Origin of the sequence: Enterobacter sp. EC_50, from assembly GCF_019584525.1 — a bacterium.
GTDB lineage: Bacteria > Pseudomonadota > Gammaproteobacteria > Enterobacterales > Enterobacteriaceae > Enterobacter > Enterobacter roggenkampii.
Map to the genome: position 1 here is coordinate 12,250 of NZ_VDAF01000023.1, position 15,384 is coordinate 27,633.

The window sequence follows — 15,384 nt, forward strand, 5'->3', positions numbered from 1 at the left end:
TTAATCGTTATTTTTCGACTCGAGGCTAACTTTCCGCCCTTGGCACAAAACTGACATTGCAGAAATAGTAGGTCAGTTTGGATCGAGGAGCGGAAGTTTGCAATCGCTCTCATAGCTGGTGTCAGCGGCACTCATGTCAGCCCAGGAAATGTTGTCAGTTACTCTATCCAGGGGACAGGTTCACCAAGATAGGTGTGTGTGCAGCAGCGGCAAGTTACTTTCACGTCCTTTCCCGAAATTGAAGGATTTACCTGTTGAAGAATTCCATTCTCATCAACAAACAGACCTGGATAAAAACTACTTTCACCAATGCAGACTAAATCTCTTCGCTGATGCTCATGTCGTGCGACTAACCAGAATACAGGCTCGGTAGTATCAAGACGCCCACCTACTTCACTGAATATTTCATCCCATGGTTTGCCAATGTGTTTGATCAGGAAATAAAACAAGGGTGTATAATCTCGGCCACGCTTCAGTCTGCCATGCATTGTCCCGCGCTTTGCCAGTAGCTCATTTCCGACTTTTTTACAGTTGCGTTCCCAGCGATACTCAGCACCAGGATTATTAGATTGATGTCGTGTAGTGGTGTTGACGCTGCGATACAGCTTACGGGACTTATTCTGTTGATGAGTACGCATAGCTCGATCTCGTGCATCCTTTCTTTTGTGGGTCGGTAGCGCCTGCCGGAGCTAGATTCAGTAGTGTGTGGCTGTATTAAAAACAACCATGCTTACAGACAGTCGCATTATGCTGAAATACCGTCCTACTGAAACTACCCAAAAATCCGCTCATGACAAAGAGAACATGGCCTGAAGCAGCATGGCGGAGTTTAGCAAAGCGCGCCATTCAAGACATAATCTTGAAGCTAACCGCGCATGTCGAAGCCTGATTTTTGAAAATCTCTATAAACTTCCGGATTGCTGAAGGCCGGGAATTTGGCTTTATGGGCGGCTGATTTTATCGCTTCGCAATAGGCGCTATTGCCGTTACTGGTTGAAATGCTTAAAGGTGTGCCATCCTGAGCAAATTCAATATGCAACCTGCATTGTTTCCCTTTCCAGTTTTGCGGCTCTTCAATTTCGGCGTTTATTGCCGCCCTGATTGCCCGCGCCTGCGCGCCCCATTCATCCCGATCGTCCCAGCGTCCTGAACCGCAATTACCCGTTGCCGTGGTCTTATGGCAGCCGGAAGGGTGTAGCGGCGCGCATCCGGCGGCCAGGTTCACCACTATAGCCACCACAGCGATTTTCTTTACTGCTTGAGACATTCCCATCTCTTACCCCGCAATCCATTTTAGCTTCAGTAATGTTTAAATATTCTTCCGCACTTCCTGGCCTCTTTTCAACTACCAATAACGGGTTACAACGTCGGCGACCATGCTACCGGTTCCATCTCCGACTAACCGTTCGTTTTTGAACTATGTTTAACACCAGTCAGAATAATAAAATGATTAAGTATTTACAGGACCTGAGCGGCGGGGCCTCCCTCCGGAGCATTTGAAAGCCAGAACCTCACTTAAAAGTGTGGCAACATTTCGTGGGTAATATTCATGTCCGGAGAATAACGTGTTCGGAAAACTGTTGTTAAACTACATGCCCGGTTTACAAAATTTGTTAGCCTACGATAAAAGCTGGCTAAAACATGATGTTAAAGCCGGGTTATCCGTTGCGGCCGTAGCGCTCCCTGTTGCGATTGCTTACGCTGAGCTGGCGGGGGTGGGGGCAATTGTAGGGCTCTATTCCTGCGTTTTACCGATGATAGCTTACGCACTGTTTGGCTCTTCACGCCAGCTTATTGTGGGCCCTGATGCCACAACCTGCGCGGTGATTGCGGCCGTCGTATTTCCGCTTTCTGCAGGAAACCCCGAACTGCACTGGCAGCTGACGATCATCATGACATTGATGATGGGCGGGTGGTGTTTGCTTGCCAGTAAATTTCGGCTGGGCGCGCTCGCCGATCTGCTTTCTCATCCCATTCTTACCGGTTTACTTAATGGCGTAGCCGTGACGATTATTGTCGGGCAATTAGGCAAGGTGTTGGGGATTAAGCTTGATGAAGCGCAGGTTATTGAAAAAATAATCGCCTTGCCAGGTCGACTTTCAGATAGCCATTTATTAACCGTAGGAATATCCCTTTTTACGTTAATTATTTTAATGGTGATCAAAACGTATCGCAGCCAGTGGCCAGCACCTTTAATCGCCATTGTGATAACAACGGCACTGGTATGGGTGACCTCTGCGCAACAGTACGGCATTGCCACGATTGGGGGAGAAGGCTTCCAGCCTGGTTTACCGGTCGTTCACTGGGGGGCGTTCCAGCCGGGGCCGATGCGTGATTTGGTGATCCCGGCGCTGAACCTGGCGTTGGTCAGTTTTGTCAGTCTGATGCTGACCGCCCGCAGTTTCGCCGCAAAAAATGGCTACGAAATTAATGCGGATGCAGAGTTCCGGGCTTTGGGTATTGCGAACATTATGTCGGGGTTATCTCAGGGGTTTGCTATCAGTGGCGCCGATTCCCGGACTGCGGTGAATGATTCGGTTGGGGGGAAAAGCCAGCTGGTTTCCGTGGTCGCCGCCTTGATCATCGGTCTCGTCGTAGTATTTTTCACTCAGCCATTACAATTCATTCCGGTATCTGCGTTAGGGATTGTTCTAATGTACGCATCGTGGTCATTGATTGATTTACGTGGGCTATGGAACCTGAGGCGCAGAAATAAACAGGCCTTTCGCCTGGCCTTCTTCACGTTTGGCTGTGTGTTAATTATCGGCGTTATCCAGGGGATTGGCCTTGCGGTGTTGCTTGGGTTATTACAATTCCTTCGTACGGTGTTTCGCCCCTCTGAGCACCTGCTGGGCACTGACGAAGAGGGAATGATTCACTCGTTAGGGAATACCACCGATATAAAAATGGTCCCGGGCGTGCTGATGTATCGATTTAACTCACCGTTGACCTATTTTAATGTGGCTTATTTTAAACGTCGGGTATTGAACCTGGTTGATGGAGCAGCCATACAGCCTAAATGGGTGGTCATTGATGCCGTTGCCTGCTTCACCTATTCAGACATCAGTGTCCTGGCAACCATTAATGAGTTAAAGCGCGATCTGAAAGGTCGACAGATTAAATTAATTCTTGCGGGCAGGAAAACGGAGTTAACACGCTGGTTTAAAGACAGTCGGCCAACAATGAATGATGATGACATGATTCTGGCGCCAGACCTCTACCTGGCACTTCGGTTCATTCAAAGCAAAGAGAGTGCGAGTGAGGGGGAATCAGTCGGTGATACATAACCAAATAGTGGTGAAAGGCTTGTAGCAAATGCTACTGGCAGGCAGGGAACACTCACAATTACCCACAGGATGAGAATAAAGATAATGATGGTTTTCTGAAGTATGGGATTATCCACTAAAAATGACTCCGACTTGCTCGCTGAAAAAGCAGAATAGATGAACAGTCGTCACGTATCCACCACTAAATGTGGGGGTATGAATGAAATTTACCCTGATTCGATTTTGAGATGACCCTGCCCGTAGCCGGTTTCTCCGCTGTGAATGCGCAATCTCTGGTGCGACGTATCAGGCTGACGGCTATAAGCAAGGAGCGGGCCTTGAGCGCCATTCATTTTCACCGGAACAAAAATAGATAGGGTCGTGCCTACAAATAAATAAACTCATAACTCACAATGTAACTTCCAATATTATTCACACGGGCCGTTACCCACACCCCAGTCATTCCCTGCTTACGGTGGCTGTGCAGATATTCTTTGTTTGTACAAAGCTGAATCCATCTGTTGGTGTTCTGATCTTTTAACCAGAGACCCGCTTCACAATGGCCATGCTTACCTCTCGAAGGACCCGGAAAGACAACCTCATATTCAGATTCATAGCCAATTATTTTGTCCGGGAAGAGATAGACATAAATATCATAACCATTTAAGCTCAATACAAACCCAAGGCAAAAACCGCATAAGAAAGTATTAGCAAAGTATTTTAAAGTTTGGTTAAAGGCGTGCACAAAAAAAGCACGTATAACCAAAAGCGCGCCAATCGCTACTCCAACAGAAATATATGTTGTCCATTCAGGAATCGATTTTTGCAAAATGGTATAATTGGAGATGCTTGTTGTCCATGACATATACCAGATCCATGCACCTAAAATGGTAAATGTTATGGCTGTTATAAGTAGCCTTTTAAACTTATTTTCGGAAGGGTGTTTTCCAGTCATTTTTTATTTTGTATGTATCAACAGATAGCATCATTTTTTTAGGAAAGGCCATTATATATCATTAACCTTAACATGACTCATGTTTCGATATGAATTTTTAAACGCCATCTTCTGACTGCAGCTTGCCCGCTACCCGCGAGCAAGCCACACCCCTTAGCGATACAGCGTCTTTTCCGCAACCGGAATAAGGAGCCCGGATCGCCAGTCCGCGAGCGTCAGCTGCGCAAGCTTACCCAGCGCGGTATAAAACGGATGCCCGGCGTTGTCGACAAACACGGACAGGAAGCGGGTGCTCCACGGCAGCAGGTGCCACGCCAGAAGTTGAGCGCACTCCTCCTCGCGGCCGTTCTCGGCCAGCCATGCCGTCAGCAGCAGCAAAGTCCCGAAGTGATCTTCCGGTTCATTCTGCTGCATTTCAAATGCGATAGCGTTCTCCCGCATCCACTGGCGCAGCGCGAGGGTCGAATCGCCGAACAGCACGGATTCGCGGTCCAGCCAGACGGAGCCCCACGGTGGCGCGGGTAGGGCGTAAGGGCCAATAAACAGCCGTTGCCAGGCGTCCGTCAGCGGTTCGTCGGCAGACGCGGCAAAGGTGTCGGCTACGGGTCGCAGCGTTTCCGAAGGCAGAGGCCAGTCCTGAACCCATTCGCCTGCGGTGAGGGCCTGCACCAGCGGCGCGGCCTGCTCGCTGTCTGGCGCGAAATAAAACAGCGCACCCAGCACCCGGGCGCTGAACGCGAACGATTCACGATGTGAGACATCTTTCATTACATCTTCCTTGCTCGCGCGGAGGGTGTCCGCGCGACTGAGTTAACCGATAATACAAACCATAGAATAAACCACGGTCACGCCATTCACCCGTTACACCTTCTCGATCTGTACCAGATTGGTGTGCTGCGGGTTGCCTTTGGCCAGCGGTGACGGGCGGTGCGTGGTCAGGGTGTTGATGCATGAGCCGTGGTCGACACGATCGCCACTCATATTGGCGTCGTGCCAGGCCCCCTGGCCCATGGCGCTGACGCCTGGCATGATGCGCGGCGTCACTTTCGCTTCAATTCGTACCTCGCCGCGGTCGTTAAAGACCCGCACCGTATCGCCGTTCTTAATGCCGCGTTTTTCGGCATCGACAGGATTAAGCCAGACCTCCTGGCGGCAGGCGGCTTTCAGCACGTCCACGTTACCGTAGCTCGAGTGGGTACGGGCCTTAAAGTGGAAGCCAAACAGCTGCAGCGGGAACCGCGCGCGCTCGGGCGCATCCCAGCCGTCGAAGGTTGACGCGTAGACGGGCAGCGGGCTGATGGTCTCATCTTTTTCCAGCTCCCAGGTGGCCGCAATCTCCGCCAGCTTGCTGGAGTATATTTCAATCTTACCCGATGGGGTTTTCAGCGGATTGGCTTCCGGGTTTTCACGGAATTTTTTATAGGCCACAAAATGGCCGTTCGGATCTTTGCGCTTGTAAATGCCTCTTTTTTTCAGCTCGTCATAGGACGGCAGTTTGGGATCTTTTTCGAGCATTTTGGCATACAGATACTGCAGCCACTGTTCCTGCGTCCGTCCTTCGGTGAATTTCTGGTGGATATCCGGCCCGAGGCGTTTCGCCACTTCGCTCATGATCCAGTAGATGGGCTTGCGTTCAAACTTCGGCGCGGTCACGGGCTGAAGGAATATCAGGTAGCCCATGTTGCCCGCATAATCGTTTGGAATGATGTCTTCCTGCTCGACGGTCATCAGGTCCGGCAACACGATATCGGCATACTTCGCTGACGATGTCATGAAGTTATCAATGACCACAATCATTTCGCACTTGCTTTCATCCTGCAGGATATCGTGGGTTTTATTGATATCGGAGTGCTGGTTGATGAGGGTGTTGCCCGCGTAGTTCCAGATGGACTCCACTGTCAGACGGATGGATGGACTTGAAGTAGTTGACTCAACGCTACTTAAGGTCCTGATATGACTGACATTAACCATGATAATACTGTATATGCATCCAGTTCTTTCTCTGGGTCTCCCTATCTGTATCAGCAAGTCTACACCTCAAGTCCTGACACAAGGCTGACACAAATCAAGGACCTTGCAGTCCCGCACTTGCTCGCAAGGCTCGCTACGCCACAGATAGTCCGTAGAGCTAACGGTCGATATACTATCCGCTTCAGACTCAAGGGACAGACCACACCGTTTCTTTCAGTATCGACCCGCAGCACAGACAGGAGAGTAGCCACAATGCGTCAGAGAGAGCTTGCAGCCACCGCTAAGGCCTTCATGTTGGATAGGCCTGAAGTCTCACTACAGGAGCTTACAGAGCATCTCCGGTCTATGGCTGAGCAGTTCCTGACAGACGCTAGTGACGATTACTGGAATGGAATTGAGGTCGCTACTCTGGTCGACGAGAAGTCCAACCTGAAGGAGCTAGCCGCTACGCAAGCATTGAGTCTGGACCAGCAGAAGGGCATAAGGTTAGCGCTTGAAGTCCTGACCGCAGCACAGCAGAGGGTAGACACTGGTGATACCTCTGGTCTGATTAAGCTGATTGATGATAATAACCTTACTGATGACTCAACTATAGGCGACTCTACGTCAATTCTGAGGATCGAGCAGGGGGTCAGCCCACAAGTATTCACGAGAGAGCGCCAACCATCTGTAGTTTTTTCAAGCCTAGTGTCCTCGCTGCTGGCTGAGAAGGTCCAGACCCTGAAGACATCCAGCTACAAGGACCTGTCGTCCTCACTCAATACTGTCTCCCGGTTCCTGCCTGAAGACATGGACCTGATGTCCCGCTCTGGGTGGCTGGCTGTCAGGGACTCTATGCTGGCTGCTGAGGTGAGACCGTCGACGATTAACAAGCTGCTGACCAAGGCGAAGATGTGTCTTGATTATGGTCTTATGAATGGGCATCTGGAGGGCCGTAACCCTATCGAACGGATGAAGCTGACCAAGGATGTTGACTCCAAGCGCAGAGCGTTCACTGACGAGGAGTTGGAGAGACTTCTGGTCCGTGTTGAGTCTGAGTATCAGTTCACACGACATACGGCTCACACGACCTCAGAGGCCCGTAGATGGGCGTCTCTGGTGTCTGTGGTCACTGGCGCTCGGTCTGCTGAGGTCTGCCACCTGACTAAACGTGACATCGTAACCTTGGACAATGGACTGGTCTGTATCGACATCAATGAAGATGGGGACGGCAAGTCAGTGAAGAACAAGCATTCAGTCCGACTTGTGCCGTTGACCGATGGGGCCTGTGGTCTTGACCTGAAGTCCTTCCTCGAATGGGTAGACACGCAGCCTACCGATGGTCCTCTCTTCGGGATGACTCCGAGTGCCTACTCAAGCTGGTTTAACTCAAGGGTCATGACTGAAGCTCTGGGGGGCGCTACGGATGTCTCTCTCCACAGTCTGAGGCACTGGCTAGCGACCAGAATGAAAGAGCGTGGAGTCAATCTGGTGGACGCTCAGGGCATCTTAGGTCACAGCAGTCAGTCCATTACGTATGACCTGTACGGGAAAGGACACGCTGTTGGTAGGCTGGCTGAGGTGCTGAAGACAGCTTTACTTTAAGTAGGAAGACCCAAGGTGGAGACCATATACGGCTTGATGGTTGAGACCTTGGGTCACTGAAGTCTGACTGAAGTTAGGGAGGGTGATAATAATCATAATCCCTCCTGACTATAGGCCCACTGGTTCGCCTTCGGCTGTCCGACTCTAAGTCTGTCTGTGCTCTTATTTAAACTGCGTCCTAAACTCCGGTCCCTCCAAATTCCTATGGTCTCCTCTTGACATTCCTGTTTAACTGTGAGTCGCCTCTGGTCTCTCTTTATATATACTTCCTTAATTCCTGAGGCGTCTTTAGTCCTTGACATTCGGTCCAACCTGTGAGTCATATCCGGCCCTCCCTCTTTATATTTACTTCCTTAATTCCTAGGGTCGCCTTAATCCTTGACATCCAGTCCAGCCTGTGAGTCACATCCTGTCGCGCTACTGTATGCATCACCAGTGGTGGACTTGATTATCACTATAGGGGAACCAACTAATTCAACTACAGGAGATACTCTATGGCACGACCAATCGCAACTCACGACAACACGTTCACCAAAGCCTACTTGCAGCAGCACTGCGGGGACCTGCTGTCATTCGATGGTCAGGGTGACTTGAGTGGCTGGCTGGATGATGTCCTTACTGGTGCTGGTCGCCTGAGCGAATCAATGGCAAGCAATACCAAGCCTGTCAGCCCATACTTGATTCTGACCCAACTACTAACGCACGACACATTAACTGTAAGCGCTGTGCAGGAGTCCCTGAGCCGTAAGCGTGTTGCCTTGGGTGAACCTATGATTTCAACTCGCTACGCTCGCTACGTCTATGCTGCCGTCGTCAGCGCCAGTAAATCCGTCCAGTACCACGCCAGTAAAGCTGGTTCATGATTACGGACCCTAAACTATCACTATAGGGAGACCAACCTTGCCTCTGAGTCTGATGCGTCAGAACATGCGAGCATCTGGTCAACCGACATTAAGTATCTCTCCTAAGTAGTCAAGGTCTGTGACCGCCTCTGTCAGACCTCCTGTATGACCTCCAGCTCGTTAGCGTTCTTCAGTCATCTCATTGGCTTAAGTTTATCACCGCTCACCATCTGGAGTCCTTACAGCTCGTCTTGACATGCGGTCGCACCTTTATATGGCTGGAAGAGACCTCCTCTGTCAGACGCTATCTAACCAACCCAGAAAACGGGTTTGTTAAAAAGAGTAACATGGGTCTCCACCTTCATGAGGACCACTCCGGTAAAATTGCGGAGTGAACGGGTGGCTCTATCACAGGTCGCGAAAATGGAAACCTGCTTAACGTCCCCAAAACTGAGCAGTGCTCAAAGCTGAGGAATAGGCAGAAAATCCGCCTTATCCGAACGGAAAACTTTTCCGACCGAACCAATCACCGCAATGGTCATCGCAGACCACATCACAATTACCTCAAGTCATTCTGTTTGCGTCCTGTTGCCTGCTGGTCTCCCTTTACGTGGGGGCTTGAGTAGGTCAGTAGGGTGCGACTTCAGGGTGCAAACAAAAGGAGTACACGTAAATGTCTCAACAAGAAATCAGCATCATTAACCTCGACCAGCTTGTGTCCATGACCTCAGTTGAAATTGCGGAGCTGACAGGAAAAGAACATAAACACGTTTTACGAGATATTCGTAATATGGTCGAAGAGCTTAACGGGTCCAAAACTGAGCAGCGAGATTCTGGCAGCTCAACTTTGAGCAGCGAGCTTAACGGGTCCAAATTTGGGCGCGTTGGCGAGGAAGTATACAAGGACGCGAAAGGTGAGAGCCGAACAATGTATCGTCTCGACCGTAAGCATACTTTTATTCTGGTCGCTGGCTATTCCGTTCACCTCCGCGCCAAGTGTTACGACCATATTCAGACGTTAGAGCGTCGAGTCCTTCAACTGGAAGAGCAGAAGACCCGAGCCGCCGCTCAGTCCGCTAACCGTCGAGGCGTGACTTGGGGTGACTACTGCAAAACCTATGGTCTACCCGCTCAGAAGCTAATGACCGCACTTCTTCAGCATCGTGGTCTCTTTCGTAAGAACCCAATCAGCAACGAGTGGTCTGTAAATCCGAAGTATTCCGACTGCTTTCGTATCATTAAGCCGTCAGACCAGAAGTTCTCAGCAGGTGGTTATAACTTCCGGTTCAATGCTAAGGGGCTGGAGGTCTTCGGTAAGCCTGCGACAGTCGATAGGCTGAGAGGCATCCTTATTGCCTTCACTGGCACCGACCAGCAGAAGCAAGAGCACCTCCTGAAGCAGGCCCAATCCGGCAAGCTGGAGGGACTCTAAGATGATTGACCCTCGCACACCTATCGGCAAAGCGACCCTCCGTTACCGTGGTCTTCCTACACGTCATCTGCTGTCTCTGCTGAGACTTGGTGTCGAAGACCCCGATCGCCCTTACTACAGTCGAGACGAGCTGATATCCATGCTGGTGGACCGTGATTTGAATAATCAGTTACGCCGAGCCTTTGCGAAACTGGAGTCTTGACCGCTCCGGAAATCTCCGGACCGTAAACCTTAATTTAAACCTTTTGAGATGACCGATGCGGGGAGACCCGTAGGCGCTACTGCGTCTGCGATACCGATAGTCTCAACTCTCAAGAGGAGAATTACCTATGATGTTCAACAACAACAACTGGAAGCTGTCAGTCACCGACATCAACCTTTATGAAAACACTGTGAGTCTGGACGGTCAGCCCTATCCGCTGTCATTCGCTATTAAGACCCTGATTCCGGGCTATCTGTCAGGACTGCCGTCCACCAGCCGCGAGGCAATGGAAATGCTGGAAGCGCTGGCTGAAGCTGGCGTGACCATCGGCAACTTCTTCAGTAATGAACTGATGACAGCCTACCAGCGTCGCCAGCTTAACAAACGAGCTGAGGCCGAGCGTATCGCCAAAGAGCAGAGACTTCAGGCAGACCGTATGCGTGAAGAGAACATGACAGACGCAGAGTGGCAGAAAGAGCTACAGCGCCGCGAACAGGTCAAAGCTGAACGCCGGACCTATGGTGAGAACCTCCGCAGTGCTACCCATTCCGCTGGTCGCTCCCGTGCCGCTATTGTCGCTGACCTTGAGTCAGGCGCTAACTGGATGGACAGCTTATAAGACACACAGTCCCTGACCCGATGTTAGGGACTCCTCAGTTTTGAGGACCCACAGTATTTAAACTAATTTAGGAGATTGATTATTATGACGATTAAAGACGCTTTCCAGTTCGGCATTGAGCCAGTACATATCACCGACACCGACAACATTCGGGTCAATGAAGGTCTGCCGACTAACGCCGACCCTCAGGTCTATGCCCTCCAGTTAGCTAAGACGGTTAAAGCTATGCTGAACGGTGTACTTAAAGACGCTCAGGAGAACATCCCGTTCCCTGTAGAAGTCCTGCCGACCCGTAACAGCTTACCGACGCCAATCATTGCTCACACTCTGGCTGACCGCTCTGTGGTCGTTCCTGTCCGTGGTGGTAAGCGACCTGAAGTCGTTACCGTTCCGTCCGGTCAGGAGATTGTGGTCGAACCGATTGAACAGGCTATCCTCGTGTCCCACCAGACCAAGCTATGGGACACTAAGTCTTCCACTGGTTTCACTCAGGGGACGCTACAGCAGGATGCTCTGAACATCTGCGATAACGTGGTCCGTACCATTAACTCTAAGATGGTTGACGTTCTGGAGTCCTCTAAGCTGTTGAAGACAGTAGAGCTTCCGGTCCTGACTGGTAGCCTGACCGCTAAGGCAGACACTATCATGGACGCTCTGTACGAGAACACCGAGTCTTCCTTCGGCTCTGAGGTTACTGATTACGGTATCATCGCCCATGAGTCACACCTTAAGGCTCTCTCCCGTCTGGCTGCTAAACAAGGCTTTGGTGGTGAAGACGCTATCGTCGATATGCTAGGAACAGACATCGCCTATTACAACGGTGAAGACCGTGGCGTGTTCATGATGGCTAAGCGTTTCACGGCTCTGAGCTTCGGTTGCTTCCGTCACGATGGTGAGAACATTACGGTGGTCCTTTCACGTGATGGCGACAGCCAGTCCAATGACCTTGAAATCCTCGGTAAGGTCTTCGTGGTCGCTGAAGCTGCTACAACTGTTAAGATGGGGACTGGTAGCGCTACTGCCGTCCTGCCTGTAGTCAAACGCCTGAAGTTCACCAAGACCGAAGCGTAAGACCAATGGGTAAGAGCATTAGTAAAGGCTTCAGGTCCATCGCCAAGGGCCTGACAGGTGGTGGTGGGACTCAAGGTGGGGCTTCGGTCCCGCCTCCTGTAGCTCCTCCAGATGACGCTCAGCAAGCTGTAGTCGATACCCAAGGTCAGGAGACCGAGGGAGGTAAGACCATGAGCAGAGGTAAGTCTGGACTGAATATCAGCAGGACTTCAGGTGGTGGGCTATCACTGTGATTAACTAACTATGGTCTGGACCAATGGTCTGGACCTGTTGTTAATGTAATAATATAACATAACAGATAGGGGCTTTATGTCTATGACTTCCGCAGACCTGAAGTCCCTCCTGACTCTGGTCTATAAACTCGTGTTCCTCTCTGTGGGTCTCTACATGGTCCTCTCTGGTCGACTCGGTGTGGATGTGTTCGACACTCTGTCTAAGGCTGTGGGTGGACTTCTAGGTCCTTAGGTTTGGACTCACAGTGGGACCGATGGTTTCTGACAGAAAAATGTGAATGACCATCTAATACATTAAGCCAGCAGACTTCCCCCCCATAGGCCCACCTCAAGTCCAGACCGAGGCCACCGGGGGTCCTGACCAGCCGTCTAGACATCCCGTCTAATGACACAAGTCTGGCACAAAGAATGACACAAGGTCTTGACTCAATGCAGGACCTCAGGCCTACTAAGGTCTCTCGTGACTCTAACGAGTAACCGCTTCAAGTCCTTGTAGTTCCAGATGAACTTAATCGGCACGTCCAGCTTATCCTTGCCGCGCACGCCGTCGCGCAGGGCGGTCATCTCCGGCCCACGGGCGATGGCGTCCGTCCAGCTGAAGCAGGAAATTTGCGTTTTGACCGGGTTATCCGGCAGCGGCATACGTTCGATGGTGATGGTGTAGGTGGACTCACGCGCGCCGCTGTTCCCGCCGTTGATCCCCACGTTTCCGGTGAGGATCGGCAGCATGGCGATAGCGCGGGAGGTCAGCTCGCCGTTCGCCTGACGCTGAGGTCCCCAGCCCTGACAGATATAAGCCGGTTTAGCGGAGCCGATTTCCCGGGCAAGCTTAACGATGCGATCGGCGGGAATACCGGTGATGCGGGAGGCCCACTGCGGCGTTTTCGCCGTGTGGTCATCGCCCTGGCCGAGAATATACGCTTTGTAGTGACCGTTAGCAGGCGCGCCTTCCGGCAGCGTTTTTTCGTCGTAGCCAACGCAGTATTTGTCGAGGAATGGCTGGTCGACCAGGTTTTCGTCGATTAATACCCAGGCAATACCCGCCACCAGCGCGGCATCGGTTCCCGGACGGATCGGGATCCATTCATCTTCGCGTCCGGCTGCCGTGTCGGTGTAGCGCGGGTCGATAACAATCATGCGCGCATTGGACCGCTCGCGAGCCTGTTCCAGATAGTACGTAATCCCGCCGCCGCTCATGCGCGTTTCCGCCGGGTTATTGCCGAACATGACCACCAGTTTGGTGTTTTCGATGTCCGAGGTGCTGTTGCCGTCGTTGCTGCCGTAGGTGTAGGGCATCGCGCAGGCAATTTGCGCCGTGCTGTAGGTGCCGTAGTGGCTCAGGAAGCCGCCGTAGCAGTTCATCAGGCGCGCCACCAGCGAAGCGTAAGGGGAGGAGCGGGTGATATTGCCGCCGACAATCCCGGAAGAGTAGTTGATATACACCGCTTCGTTGCCGTAGTTGGCCACCACGTCTTTCAGGCTGGCGGCGATCGTGTCGAGCGCTTCATCCCACGTGATGCGCTCGAACTTGCCTTCGCCGCGTTTGCCCACGCGCTTCATCGGGTAGTTCAGACGGTCAGGGTGATTGATGCGGCGACGAATAGAACGTCCGCGCAGGCAGGCGCGCACCTGGTGATCGCCATACACATCCTCGCCGGTGTTATCCGTTTCGACCCAGTACACTTCGTTGTCGCGGACGTGCAGACGCAGCGCACAGCGGCTGCCGCAGTTGACCGAGCAGGCGCCCCACACCACGGTATCTTCAGGAGGCTGGACGGCGTGCTTTACCGCAGCGGCAGCGCTTTTAAGGCCAAAGGGAAGCGAGATCCCACCAGCGGCAAGCGCCAGAGAACCTATCGCCGTAGATTTCACGAGAGTTCGACGGCTAATTCCGCCGTCGTAATGTTCAGCATCGGACATGGCTCACCCCATCATTATTATTGCGTATTATTTCTCCCGAAATGATATCCGGGCTAATGATGGGGTGAGTGTTACTTATTTGGGGGTAGTAGATCTTAATCCTTATCAAATCAAAGGGAATTGACGCTCAATTACTGAGGTTCAGCTGCGGCACCGCTGCCTGTGCGGGTGTACAGAATTTTAAAGGTGTCGTTAGCGCAGTGGCCTACGACCTGCGTGCCCGCCTGATCGGCCTGGTCGTTTGGCACAATGTTCAGCGTAAAACCTGACTCAGGCACGCCGTTGTTGACGATCTTCTGCTGAATGTCGCTTTTCACGCGCTCGCAGGAATCCGGTGCCGCCAGCGCGGCCGTTGAGGCACTCATTAACAGCAGGGCGGTAATCCAGGGTAACCGTTTCATCTGTAGCTCCTTTTCTCTGTGTAGAGATTAATTTTAGCAGGCTTCGTGTAAACATCTGTATTTGCTAATATGATTGAGAATAATCTCCCTGTACGGAAATGAATGTGAAGAAATATGCAGCGATAACGCTCCTGGCAGCAACACTGGTGGGGTGCGACAACAGCTCCGCGCCGCTGTCGTTTACGCCCGAGATGGCGAGTTTTTCAAACGAATTTGATTTTGATCCGCTGCGCGGCCCGGTCAAAGACTTTACCCAGACGCTGTTCAACGAGAAGGGCGAAGTCTCTAAACGGGTCACCGGCACCGTCTCGACGGAAGGGTGTTTCGATACGCTGGAGCTACACGACCTGGAGGCCAACACCAGCGTGGCGCTGGTGCTGGATGCCAATTACTATCTTGATGCGGAAACCCAGCAGCGCAAAGTGAAGCTGCAGGGCAAATGCCAGCTGGCCGAACTGCCGTCAGCCGGGGTAACGTGGGATACCGACGACAACGGATTTGTGGTGGCGGCGCACGGTAAAGAGATGGAAGTGAAGTATCGCTACGACGCGGATGGTTACCCGCTGGGCAAAACCACCGTCTCCGGCGATCAGCATCTGTCCGTCCAGTCGACGCCGTCGAAAGACCTGCGCAAAAGAATGGATTACTCGGCAGTCAGCATGTTGAATGACAAGCCGCTGGGCAACGTGACGCAGAGCTGCGACTACGATCGCCACAATAACCCGGTGAGCTGCGATCTGACCATCACGGACGACAGCGTCAAACCCGCCGTTGAGCACAAGTACACCATCAAGAACACGATTGAATATTACTGAGCGTAAAGTGCATTTTGTGCGTTTCGCCGGCGGCGCTACGCTTGCACGGGCCTACAATGAAGCACCCTGTAGG

General features: G+C 51.9%; 12 protein-coding genes and 2 pseudogenes. 7 read left to right on the forward strand and 7 right to left on the reverse strand.

Annotation, left to right across the window (positions count from 1 at the left end; genetic code table 11):
- Window positions 1-158: 158 nt before the first annotated feature.
- Together FHC48_RS18005 and FHC48_RS18010 are read right to left on the reverse strand one after the other, a co-directional pair.
- Window positions 159-638: a hypothetical protein gene (locus tag FHC48_RS18005; RefSeq protein WP_059363329.1), complete on the reverse strand. Its 480-nt coding sequence runs from the start codon at window positions 636-638 to the stop codon at window positions 159-161.
- 227 nt (window positions 639-865) lie between these two features.
- Window positions 866-1,273, reverse strand: coding sequence for a cell envelope integrity TolA C-terminal domain-containing protein (locus tag FHC48_RS18010; protein ID WP_119312100.1), 408 nt, complete (start codon window positions 1,271-1,273; stop codon window positions 866-868).
- Between the two features lie 292 nt (window positions 1,274-1,565).
- Here FHC48_RS18010 and FHC48_RS18015 point away from each other — a divergent pair, with 292 nt between their 5' ends.
- Window positions 1,566-3,287, forward strand: coding sequence for a SulP family inorganic anion transporter (locus tag FHC48_RS18015; RefSeq protein WP_059363463.1), 1,722 nt, complete (start codon window positions 1,566-1,568; stop codon window positions 3,285-3,287).
- A 364-nt stretch (window positions 3,288-3,651) separates the two neighbouring features.
- On the opposite strand, the gene FHC48_RS18020 is transcribed toward FHC48_RS18015, so the two are convergent.
- The 3 genes and pseudogenes from FHC48_RS18020 to FHC48_RS18030 form a co-directional block, all read right to left on the reverse strand.
- Window positions 3,652-4,221: a hypothetical protein gene (locus tag FHC48_RS18020; RefSeq protein WP_059363461.1), complete on the reverse strand. Its 570-nt coding sequence runs from the start codon at window positions 4,219-4,221 to the stop codon at window positions 3,652-3,654.
- 153 nt (window positions 4,222-4,374) lie between these two features.
- Window positions 4,375-4,989: a Tat proofreading chaperone DmsD gene (gene dmsD, locus FHC48_RS18025; RefSeq protein WP_059363460.1), complete on the reverse strand. Its 615-nt coding sequence runs from the start codon at window positions 4,987-4,989 to the stop codon at window positions 4,375-4,377.
- A 93-nt stretch (window positions 4,990-5,082) separates the two neighbouring features.
- Window positions 5,083-6,117, reverse strand: a pseudogene (locus tag FHC48_RS18030) (molybdopterin dinucleotide binding domain-containing protein); the annotation flags it as partial.
- Between the two features lie 57 nt (window positions 6,118-6,174).
- Between FHC48_RS18030 and FHC48_RS18035 the strand changes: the two are divergent.
- From FHC48_RS18035 to FHC48_RS18055, 5 genes are all read left to right on the forward strand, one after another.
- Window positions 6,175-7,776 (forward strand): site-specific integrase, encoded by a 1,602-nt coding sequence (locus FHC48_RS18035; RefSeq protein ID WP_220420555.1) that lies wholly within the window; start codon window positions 6,175-6,177, stop codon window positions 7,774-7,776.
- Between the two features lie 494 nt (window positions 7,777-8,270).
- Window positions 8,271-8,639 carry a hypothetical protein gene (locus tag FHC48_RS18040; protein ID WP_220420556.1) on the forward strand — a complete coding sequence of 123 codons (369 nt, stop codon included), beginning with the start codon at window positions 8,271-8,273 and terminating at the stop codon, window positions 8,637-8,639.
- 652 nt (window positions 8,640-9,291) lie between these two features.
- Entirely contained in the window at window positions 9,292-10,050 is a 759-nt protein-coding gene (locus FHC48_RS18045) for a Rha family transcriptional regulator (RefSeq protein WP_045295918.1), read from the forward strand.
- Between the two features lie 329 nt (window positions 10,051-10,379).
- Window positions 10,380-10,871 (forward strand): hypothetical protein, encoded by a 492-nt coding sequence (locus FHC48_RS18050; protein ID WP_220420557.1) that lies wholly within the window; start codon window positions 10,380-10,382, stop codon window positions 10,869-10,871.
- An 81-nt stretch (window positions 10,872-10,952) separates the two neighbouring features.
- Window positions 10,953-11,942 (forward strand): hypothetical protein, encoded by a 990-nt coding sequence (locus tag FHC48_RS18055; RefSeq protein WP_220420559.1) that lies wholly within the window; start codon window positions 10,953-10,955, stop codon window positions 11,940-11,942.
- A gap of 725 nt (window positions 11,943-12,667) precedes the next feature.
- On the opposite strand, the pseudogene FHC48_RS18060 reads toward FHC48_RS18055, so the two are convergent.
- Together FHC48_RS18060 and FHC48_RS18065 are read right to left on the reverse strand one after the other, a co-directional pair.
- Window positions 12,668-14,095 (reverse strand): annotated as a pseudogene (locus FHC48_RS18060) (molybdopterin-dependent oxidoreductase); the annotation flags it as partial.
- A 131-nt stretch (window positions 14,096-14,226) separates the two neighbouring features.
- Window positions 14,227-14,496 carry a DUF1161 domain-containing protein gene (locus FHC48_RS18065; RefSeq protein ID WP_008502417.1) on the reverse strand — a complete coding sequence of 90 codons (270 nt, stop codon included), beginning with the start codon at window positions 14,494-14,496 and terminating at the stop codon, window positions 14,227-14,229.
- Between the two features lie 98 nt (window positions 14,497-14,594).
- Between FHC48_RS18065 and FHC48_RS18070 the strand changes: the two genes are divergently transcribed.
- Complete coding sequence (locus FHC48_RS18070) at window positions 14,595-15,311, forward strand: YnfC family lipoprotein (RefSeq protein ID WP_008502416.1); 717 nt, start codon at window positions 14,595-14,597, stop codon at window positions 15,309-15,311.
- Window positions 15,312-15,384: the final 73 nt, after the last annotated feature.